8 protein-coding genes and 2 pseudogenes are annotated in these 8,782 nt (G+C 53.8%); 2 read left to right on the top strand and 8 right to left on the bottom strand.

Annotated elements, in window-relative coordinates; translation table 11 throughout:
* From MFF06_RS21570 to MFF06_RS21550, 5 genes and pseudogenes are all read right to left on the bottom strand, one after another.
* Nucleotides 1-321 (bottom strand): annotated as a pseudogene (locus MFF06_RS21570) (transposase); the annotation flags it as partial.
* 269 nt (nucleotides 322-590) lie between these two features.
* Complete coding sequence (locus MFF06_RS22855; RefSeq protein ID WP_370876769.1) at nucleotides 591-1,481, bottom strand: terminase large subunit domain-containing protein; 891 nt, start codon at nucleotides 1,479-1,481, stop codon at nucleotides 591-593.
* Nucleotides 1,393-1,749, bottom strand: a complete 357-nt coding sequence (locus MFF06_RS21560) for a DUF5681 domain-containing protein (protein WP_238208021.1) — start codon at nucleotides 1,747-1,749, stop codon at nucleotides 1,393-1,395. Before MFF06_RS21560 ends, MFF06_RS22855 begins: the two co-directional genes overlap by 89 nt.
* 263 nt (nucleotides 1,750-2,012) lie before the next feature.
* A complete protein-coding gene (locus MFF06_RS21555) occupies nucleotides 2,013-2,966 on the bottom strand; it encodes a site-specific integrase (RefSeq protein WP_238208019.1) in 954 nt (317 codons plus the stop codon).
* A 115-nt stretch (nucleotides 2,967-3,081) separates the two neighbouring features.
* On the bottom strand, nucleotides 3,082-3,381 hold the full coding sequence (locus MFF06_RS21550; RefSeq protein ID WP_238208017.1) for a hypothetical protein: 300 nt from the start codon (nucleotides 3,379-3,381) through the stop codon (nucleotides 3,082-3,084).
* Between the two features lie 138 nt (nucleotides 3,382-3,519).
* Here MFF06_RS21550 and MFF06_RS21545 point away from each other — a divergent pair, with 138 nt between their 5' ends.
* Nucleotides 3,520-3,834: an addiction module antidote protein gene (locus tag MFF06_RS21545; RefSeq protein WP_306421672.1), complete on the top strand. Its 315-nt coding sequence runs from the start codon at nucleotides 3,520-3,522 to the stop codon at nucleotides 3,832-3,834.
* Nucleotides 3,835-3,960: 126 nt separating this feature from the next.
* On the opposite strand, the gene MFF06_RS21540 is transcribed toward MFF06_RS21545, so the two are convergent.
* Together MFF06_RS21540 and MFF06_RS21535 are read right to left on the bottom strand one after the other, a co-directional pair.
* Nucleotides 3,961-4,989 (bottom strand): hypothetical protein, encoded by a 1,029-nt coding sequence (locus MFF06_RS21540; protein WP_238208015.1) that lies wholly within the window; start codon nucleotides 4,987-4,989, stop codon nucleotides 3,961-3,963.
* A 4-nt stretch (nucleotides 4,990-4,993) separates the two neighbouring features.
* A complete protein-coding gene (locus tag MFF06_RS21535; protein ID WP_238208013.1) occupies nucleotides 4,994-6,970 on the bottom strand; it encodes a hypothetical protein in 1,977 nt (658 codons plus the stop codon).
* Between the two features lie 159 nt (nucleotides 6,971-7,129).
* On the opposite strand from MFF06_RS21535, the gene MFF06_RS21530 reads away from it, so the two are divergent.
* The gene (locus tag MFF06_RS21530) at nucleotides 7,130-8,500 is read left to right on the top strand and encodes a glycosyltransferase family protein (protein ID WP_238208011.1); all 1,371 of its coding nucleotides are present in this window, start codon (nucleotides 7,130-7,132) and stop codon (nucleotides 8,498-8,500) included.
* Nucleotides 8,501-8,513: 13 nt separating this feature from the next.
* Here MFF06_RS21530 and MFF06_RS21525 read toward each other — a convergent pair.
* Nucleotides 8,514-8,759: pseudogene (locus tag MFF06_RS21525) on the bottom strand (IS5/IS1182 family transposase); the annotation flags it as partial.
* Between the last annotated feature and the right edge of the window lie 23 nt (nucleotides 8,760-8,782).

The raw sequence follows: 8,782 nt of genomic DNA, 5'->3' as shown, positions 1-8,782 counted from the left end.
GGGCTCGAACGTAGGTGCTGTCGATGGCCGCGGCGTCGCCCGTCCATCCGGCCTTGGCGAGGGCGGCCAGCATCGCGCGCCAGAAGCCGCGGCGGGACCACCTGTTGAACCGGTTGTAGACGGTCGTGCGCTTGCCATACGCGGCCGGGTAATCGCGCCAGCGGCAGCCCGAGGTGAGCACATGCAGGATGCCCGAACCGAAGGACCGCGCAGCGAGATGACCTGCCGATCGTCCTTGCGCTCGGGTCCAGGCTGGTCCTTGGGCATGAACGGTTCGATCACCGCCCACTGCGCGTCCGAGAGCCAGAACAGGTCCGCCATCGTCGCCTCCAAGCTACCAACGGCGGCTCAGAATCATAAAACTAGAACCCCCGCAACACCTTGGTTCGGTTCACACCCCAGTGTCGGCCAACGCCAGGGCCAAGATTTCTGCTTGCTGGGCTTTTGGGAGATGCTGCTTCTGCAGCTTTCCATCGGCTCGGGCCCGAAGCCAGACGCCGCATACGGCCACCAGCACGGAGTGGTCGTATCCCCTCACAACCCGGCCGCCTTCGACGTAGTCGATCGGCTTTAGGGGGCCCTCCATCAACTCATTGGTGATGTAGGGGAAAAGCTGCCTCGGAGCCACAAAGAGGGGCAAAAGGGACCCGCCGTATTTGAGGCGCCGCGACGCGCCGCTTCGGGTTCCCAAGATAGCCCGAGTGATGCCAGTTTCGCTGAGAACCCGCTGAACGCCATTGGGGCCCTGAATGACCGCGCAAGGAAGTTTCGTGCCTGCAATATCCAAGAAGCTGGAGTAGCCCTCCAGTACTTCGGGCATGCTGGGATCTGGCTGGGGGCAGTTGGCCCACCTTCAGAAGCGCGGCTGCGGCGAGATCGCGCTCGACGTCATGCACTGAAATCCGCTGCGGAGTGTCCGGCTCCTCATCGAGCCACACGAAGTCGAGCGTTTCGCCCTGCCGCTTCGTGCGGCCCTGGTCGTAGCTTTTAAAACCCAGCATCGAGAGCCCGCCCGAGACGTGCTCGACCATGATGCCGTCGAGCGCATTCGGGACGCCCTGGCGCCGGGTCCAATCCCTGAGGCAGGCCTTCGGCACGAGGCCGGTGCCCCACGCCTGTTCGTTCTTTGGCTCCCCGACGAGGTAGCGCTGTACGCCGTCGCGGGTGACCTCGTTCGTCTCCGAGCCGGCCCAGGCGCGGACCGGACGGTCGAAGCGGCGGCCGTCCCACCACTCGGGATAACGACCGGTCAGATGGATCGCCGCCTCGGCCGCGCCCGAGAACGTCTTGCCGAGCTGGTTGCCCGCCATGAACAGGCGCTCGCGGTGAGAGGCCGAGGCGTTGTGGAAATGGCGCTGTTTCGGATAGGGCCGGTAATGGGTGAGCCTGTTCTCAGCCGCCCGCCGGGCCTGCTCCCTCTCCAGCTTCGCCAGCAGCGCTGACCTCTGTGCGAACGAGGTCGATGAGGCGAGCAAGCTCATCGTCGCTCATCTCCTCGACGGCGCTGCGCTCGATCTTGAGTTCCTTCGGCAGCAGCGACGCCACCACTTTCACATAGGCAACGGGATCCTCGCTCCGTGCCGCCTCGATGGCTTTCACGCCGTGCTCATCGAAATCTTGGGAGAGCGCCGTGAGGAACGCCTCCCCGAGCTTGTTGCGGGATCCTTTCGGCCGACCGGCGGGATTGCCGGATTGGCCGGGCTTGAACAGGTGGGGAGGGCGCTGTTCCGGCGCTGCTGTTTCAGTCATCGGCGTCGGGCCTATCTCATCGCCCGCAGCCCTGCGACAGCACGCGGCCTACCCGGATCACAGGATCACGGGACGTGGTGGCGGCGACAGGCGTCCGGCGCAGCAGCCGGAGGACAAAAGCGATCATGCGAACTCCCTCTTGTAAGGACGGGGCAGCAGCAGCCTAAGGCGGCCCTTGCGGCGGGGCTGGTCGCCATGCCCCCTCATTGCCCGGTAGCGCCGCAGCCAGCACTCCGCATCGGCGGGGGTGCGCGTCGCGCGGTTCACAGGAACTTCCGGCCGGCGTGATCATCGAAGGCGCGGGCGCGCCGATCGTATTTCTGCAGCGTTGTCACGGCGGTGTGCCGGGTGACGTGCATGACCTTCAGAACGTCGGCTCCAGCCGCGAGCGCGGAGGTGACGAAGCCAGCCCGTAGCGAGTGGCCGGAAAAGAGTGAGGCATCGAGCCCCGCCGCCTCGGCGTATCGCTTCACGATGTCGGCCACGGATCGGTCGGTGAGCCGAGCGGCGGAAACCCGGCTACCCTTGCCGATGGACCGGAAGACCGGCCCCGCCGTAATCCCGGAGGCTTTCAGCCACGCGTCCAGAGCCTCGCAGGGCTTGAGCTTCGTGCCGCGGGGGACTGCGATCTCCTGCCCCCGGCCTTCCTGATCCGTCTTCGAGCGGCGGACGTGGACGATGATTCCATCCGGCACGCGCTCCAGGTCGGCGACGTCGAGCGCCACCAATTCGGATCGACGGAGCGCGGCAGCGAAGCCGATCAGGAGGAGGGCGCGATCCCGCAGGCCGATCAGCCCGTCCGGGATCTTCCTGAGCATCTTGCGCACCGTCTCCGCCGTGGCTGGTGCCTTCCGCACTTGTCGAGTGCCGAGCGCCCGGCGAGCGCCCCGCAGTGTGGCCTTCACAGCCTCCGATCCGGTGGGGTTGTCGAAGCCGCCGGCCCGATGCACCGCGCTGATCGCGGCAACGTGCAGGTCGATGGTGGCTGGCTTCCGGCCGGTGTCGGCGAGGTGGGCGACGTAGGCCGCGACCGTCAGCGGGTCGGCGGGCATCGAGTCGGCGCCGGCCTTCCGGCACCAGGTGGTGAACAGGGCGAAGGCCGAGGCGTAGGCCCTCATCGTCCGGGTCGACCGGGCCGCGCCGGCGTAGGCTTTGGCGCGGTCGAGCGAGAGGGACAGGTCCGCCGGTGCGGCCGGCACCGGCAGATGTTCGGTCATTTGATCGGGCTTTGAGCCAGACTCCAATCCCACCAAAACATCAGTGGCAAATCAGAGGGTTGGCCTGTTGATCGGGTCTTGATCCGAGGGTGCGGATTACTTCCGACAAGCGAACTTAGCGGAACGGGCCTATGGCCGATCTGTCGTCCCGAACCCGCCGCGCGCCCCGGATTTCCGACCGAACCGGACGAGCCCTCCGGGTGCCAAACACCGTCTCGGCTCGGAACGTCCCCCGCTCGGCGCGATCGTCGTGCCGCATCACCTCGGCGGCGCGCTGGTACATCCGTCGCGCGAGATCGACCTTGCCGATGATTGGGGCTTCCGGGTCCCGCCGGTCGGCGAGCACCAGCGCCTCGACCTCGCGCGCGAAACCGCGCAGCTCGGTCGCGTAATCGAAGCGTAGGGGAAGGTTCATGCGTTCACCTATCCGCTGGATACCCTTTTGCTGGCCCACGGATCTGCTCGACCTGCCGTTGGCAGAGAACTACAGTTGCTGTCAGATCAAACTCTGAAAGCGACGGGACTTCGGACCGTTGTGGGTAAGAATGACGGAATGATGTCGCTAAAGGTCGCGCCCTACGACCCTGTCGACTACTTTAAGCCGCCGGAGGATGTTGCATTTTACTTGAAGGCGGCGCTCAAAGAAAACGATCCGGCCCTCCTCGCTCATGCGCTCGGCGTCGTACTAAGAGCCCGAGGGATGGAATACATCGCGGAACGAACCGGCGGGTCCCGCAAGCAACTCTATCGCACGCTGTCCGACCAGGGTAATCCTCAGCTCGATACGTTGATGAGCATGGTCGATGCGATGGGTTTGCGGCTGAGTAGCCGACCGATCGAAAGCGAACCTGCGGCTGCTTGGTGGTAAGGGGAGCGGACGTGCAAACGCCGGGCGACCTCGCGGTACCCGGCGTGCGTCTCGCGACAAGTCCATATTGCCGCACCTTGACTGTCAGGTCAACGTCAAACAAAGCGCAGCAAAAATGGGCAAAAATTATATCTCATCACCGTGATGGCGGAGCCATTCACAGAAAGTCGATGAACCACTTTGGAATGGATCCGGAAAAGCCTGCTGTAAGTCGGACCTAGCACGATACTTTCTTCTCGCATTTAATGGAATTTCTGTGCCATCAGAATAGTATCCAAATGCCCAAGGTTGAGAATGTATGCTACCGTACTTGTGAAACTCAATCGCAGATCCATACCATTTTACGAGATCATAGACGGCAACACTACCACCAACATATCGGTCTGTCATAGCGAAGCCAGGCCCTTTGATTTTCGTAAAATGATAAAATATTAATTCATCGTCCGATACCCTTAATTGACCTTCACTATTAAAATGAACGTGGCGATTACTTAAATTCCAGCTCGCGACATTACACCCGTTGTGTCTGACAATGCCAACTGACTCAAAAAAACATGGAACAAGATCGCACCACTTCTGATCTGTATAAACGCCACTCCATGTTTCTTCATAGCATGCAATGCTCAATCTATCTGCCCACCAATTAGCAAACCTGCGTCCCTCGTGATCATTCTTTACGCCAATAAAGCCCAAATTGAAGATGCCATGCTTCAATGAGCCTAACTCATTGTCAGATATAGCCATATTGCCAAACTGCGGATCAGTAATATGGGGCGTAAGAACAATCGATTTATCTTGAAGCTCCTTAATCACAACATTCATTGGATTAAACAATGCAATGTCTGGATCGATGTAAAGTACAGCGTCAGCTCCTGAGGCCATTATTTTTCTTAATGCTTCGCCCTTGACTGCAGTACACATCTCCACGATGTTATGCATAAATATAAATGATTTGCTGAATTGATCGCTGAAGTCATCGATGTAGAGAACATGGTCGTAGCCAAATTTTTCAACACCAATCGCATCAGATGGCGGTCGATCAGAAACGATGAGCCAAGATGTCCATTCAGGATGATACTTTCGAACCGTCTCATGCAGGACCAAAGCGCGAGAAAGATATGAGTAGGTAATACTGGTGTAATAATGTATATTCATGATATTATCCAACAACGACCTTCGCCACTTTGTCACTCGGCTGTATGCAGAATTCGTTGGGTTTTTGCGCCTTATGGTTGGCAATATCCGTCATAATTTCAGCGCCACTAATGTATTCAAAAAGATCGTCCATCGTATCAAATGCTCTTCCCGAGTTATATCGCTTAATAAAGTGACCCACATTGCCACTAGCGGCCCTACCAAGGACAAAACAGCCTGCGGCGATTGCCTCCAAAGTTACAAATGAGAATGTTTCGAAGCATAATGACCACATAAAGACGATATCAATGGACTCAGATTTGAGCGCTGTCACCATTGCTGACCGATCATCACCTGAGACGTTAACAGGCACATGCCGAATGCACTGAGGCATATAAACTGGCAGTTCTCGACTAAACAAATAGAAGTCCGCCAGCTCAAGTGTTTTTGCGTCTAAAACGAGGCGCTCAAACTCGTTCCATCCTTTATGCCGTACAGGCGCGCCGACAAAAGCAATACGCAACCGGAGAGGCTGTTCTTTGGCTTCGGCACTGCCGAAATTATTTTTATTTTGGCCTAACTCGATCAATGAAGCGTGCTCGCAGACCACATTTTCCGTCCGATAGGAAAACGGACTATGTTGATTCCAGAACTTAGATGCTATTTGTGAAGGAAAAACCATCGTGGGTTTGAATGTATTGAAGTAATTCTCAAATCTAGCGAGATAATAGCGTCTTTCCTCGCGATAAACGCATGTATCGCAGCTATTTGAATTAATCGCAGGCGCATTGCAGAACTCACCATCGTTCCGCAACAAAGTAAAGTTTGAGCATAGGGCCGAAAAATCATGTACGAAAAAAAATACATCGCCCACACCAGATGTATCAGCAAAACTCGATGCGATCTCAGGGTTGGTTCCAATCAAAGAGTGGATAATGTACTTCACTCCATCTGCATATGTTGGCCTTATATTTCGCACTGCAATCGCTAAAGAGTCAATATTTGTAACTCCTACAGACTTTCCATTCAGATTTACTTGAATTAAAAATTTTTGCGGGTCGGTTTCGGATGAAAAACCGGGCAATGGGTGTACAGGGCTGATGTGAAGATGGCACCAGCCGACAAAATTGAAGGCGGCCTGTTCATCCGCAAGATAAATTTGAATACCACCAGTGGACTCTAAATAGTTATCATGACTCATTGAAACAACCAGGCCAAACCGAACCGATGGCATCTGTCGATTGAGCTTGTGAAATAATGCATCCGCGCCAATAGCTGCAATATTGCCGTTTTTCCTCCAGTTTTCTGATTTTTTTTCTGCTGTTGTTGCGTTCAAAATAGCATTCCGAATGGGCTTAAGGTCGTTGAGACAAATTCGCTGCTCTTTCTTACCTGCGCCGACGTAATGAATAAAAGGATGTATCCCCGACGTTTTTACGTCTGGGTTGAACTCAAGATAGTCCATCGCATCAAATTTTTGAGTCGGTCTGGCGCCCTTCCGCCAGCCAAAATCAAGATAGTGCTGTAAGGGATCGCCAATAATTGTCTCACTGATCTGGCGAACATAATAACTTTCGTCGAAGGACGCACGAAGCTCGGCAGCAAGATATGATGGTATAATCGTCGGGGCCTTCTGGCCGATATCGCGCAACCGATCCTCGGTATAATGAGCTCCGGCAACTACCCGCTGTTCCGCTAAGCCGTATCGAACATAATGCAACAAGGGACACTGTCCGCTCGCCGCAACATCTGGATGAGTAGATAGGTAAAAACTGGTTGAGAAGTCGGCATTAGGGTTTCGATTTTCGCGCCATCCGTATTCTATATAGTGTTCGAATGGATCGAATTTCGAGTTCGCAACATCTGGATTATGCTCCAGATAAAAAATCGGATCGAATAATTTTTTTGCTTCAGCGTACACATCGGAAGCAAAACTTCGCTGTTTAGCCGATGATGATTTGAAAGACTTCAGCACTTTACGAGCTAAATATCCACGAACCACGACATAATCTCGCGTTGTATTTCGATTATGAGAATTGTAGTGCAGGCCTCAGTTGCATCGCGCTCACTGAAACGTTATCTGCCTTTGCTAGCCGAGCCGAAGCCGGACTGCAACCGGCTTTCTCATTTAAGTTGCAATCTGGTCAGATCGATGGTGGGCATGAAGTGGTATTTTTGCATCGACGAGATCGGCGCAAATGCTGAGATTGGTCTTTGGGCAAAGATCGCAGCTCAATCCGCTATTCGCCGCAATGACCTCAAGCCTATCTGCCTGTATGATGGCGATACCGACGATGTGTTTGCAAGTGATTTGAAGAAGTTGGGCGTGGAAGTCGTTTCAAAATCTTCGTCGATCAAGCGTCAAATCGAAGAAGCCCATCAAAAGCTTCGGTATCCGCTCCATGCCAGCGGTGCATTTCTCCGAGCTGAAATCAGCGAAGTTGAAAAAACAGACGAGTATGTTCTTTACACTGACTGTGATGTCTTTTTTCGCGACCAATTTGTTCCGTGGGACTCTATTAGACCCAGCGTTTTTGCGGCTGGGCCACGTCAAGACCTCTTCGACACAGATCAATTTAACAGCGGCGTTATGGTAATAAATGTACCTCGTTTCGAGGAGCAGCGGCAAAGCTTCTTGAATTTCGCCAGCAATAACCTCGGCCCATTTCTTCCGGGAGTTGATGAGCCAATATTCAATCAATTTTTCCGAGATAGTTTCGACCAACTTCCGATTGGGCTCAATTGGCGGCCTTTTTTTGGGTATAATAGATCTGCGCAAATTATACATTTTCATGGCCCGAAAATGTTTCACCTAAGGGAATTTGTTATGAAGGGTCCTTCCATTGATTGGGGGCCATATGCTTCTGTACTTTCCGCACTTATTTCATCTTCTTTGCAAAACTACTATCAATTCACATTAGAAGTTTTGAAAACAGTTAGACCTCCCGGTATTCTCCTCAAACAAATGGAGGACTTCGTGGACGGTTATCATAGTCTACAAAATTCTGCTGTAGAGCGGTTCGCTTCTGCTTCATTCCGTGTCAGTGAACTCAATTCATATATTGACAAAAGAGGCGGCGTTATACATGATCAGCTCACTTCGATGATGCTAAGACTAAAGAAAATAGATTTGACTGATTTCAAATACGTAATAGATAGTGATATTGCTCGATTTCCAAACATCAAATTAAGTTTGTTTGCGCGATCTGGCATCGGACGTATTGAGAAACTCTTCTATATCTTCAAGAATGGAAACGTAATGGATGTCGATCTTTCAGAACTTGATTTGGGAACATGTCGTTTTTCCCATGAAGATATATCGCCTGACACCAAATCGCTTTTGTTGACAAACAATGGATATCCAATTGATATCTTTTTTAACGAGACTAAAGCTAGAAACCGCGAGCAAATCAAATCAATAGTTTTGCATGTTTCTTCGGTGGTTGATGACGTACTCACTGTCACATTTTCTGATGTTGAAAATGAATATTTTGTTTGCAATTCTCGCAATATTGAGCCGGTCGTATTCTAGGGTCTGAACTCGATCAGCACCAGAACGAAACGATGGTGGCCAGAGCGAAGGCTGAGGCGTAGTTGCGGGCCAGCTTGTCGTAGCGCTTGGCCAGGCGACGAAAGTCGTTGAGGCGGTTACATTTCGCTTTGATGCGCCGGCGTTTCCGATAGCGGCACCGGTCATGGCGGATCCGGCGCTTACGACGGCGTTAGTTCGGGATGACGGGCGTGACCCCGCTGTTGCGGAGGTTGGTATGCAGGCAATCGGCATCGTAGCCCTAGGGTCTGGACTCGATCAGCA

Source organism: Methylobacterium aerolatum (genome assembly GCF_022179085.1).
Taxonomy (GTDB): domain Bacteria; phylum Pseudomonadota; class Alphaproteobacteria; order Rhizobiales; family Beijerinckiaceae; genus Methylobacterium; species Methylobacterium aerolatum.
This window is presented reverse-complemented; position numbering and strand designations above follow the sequence as displayed.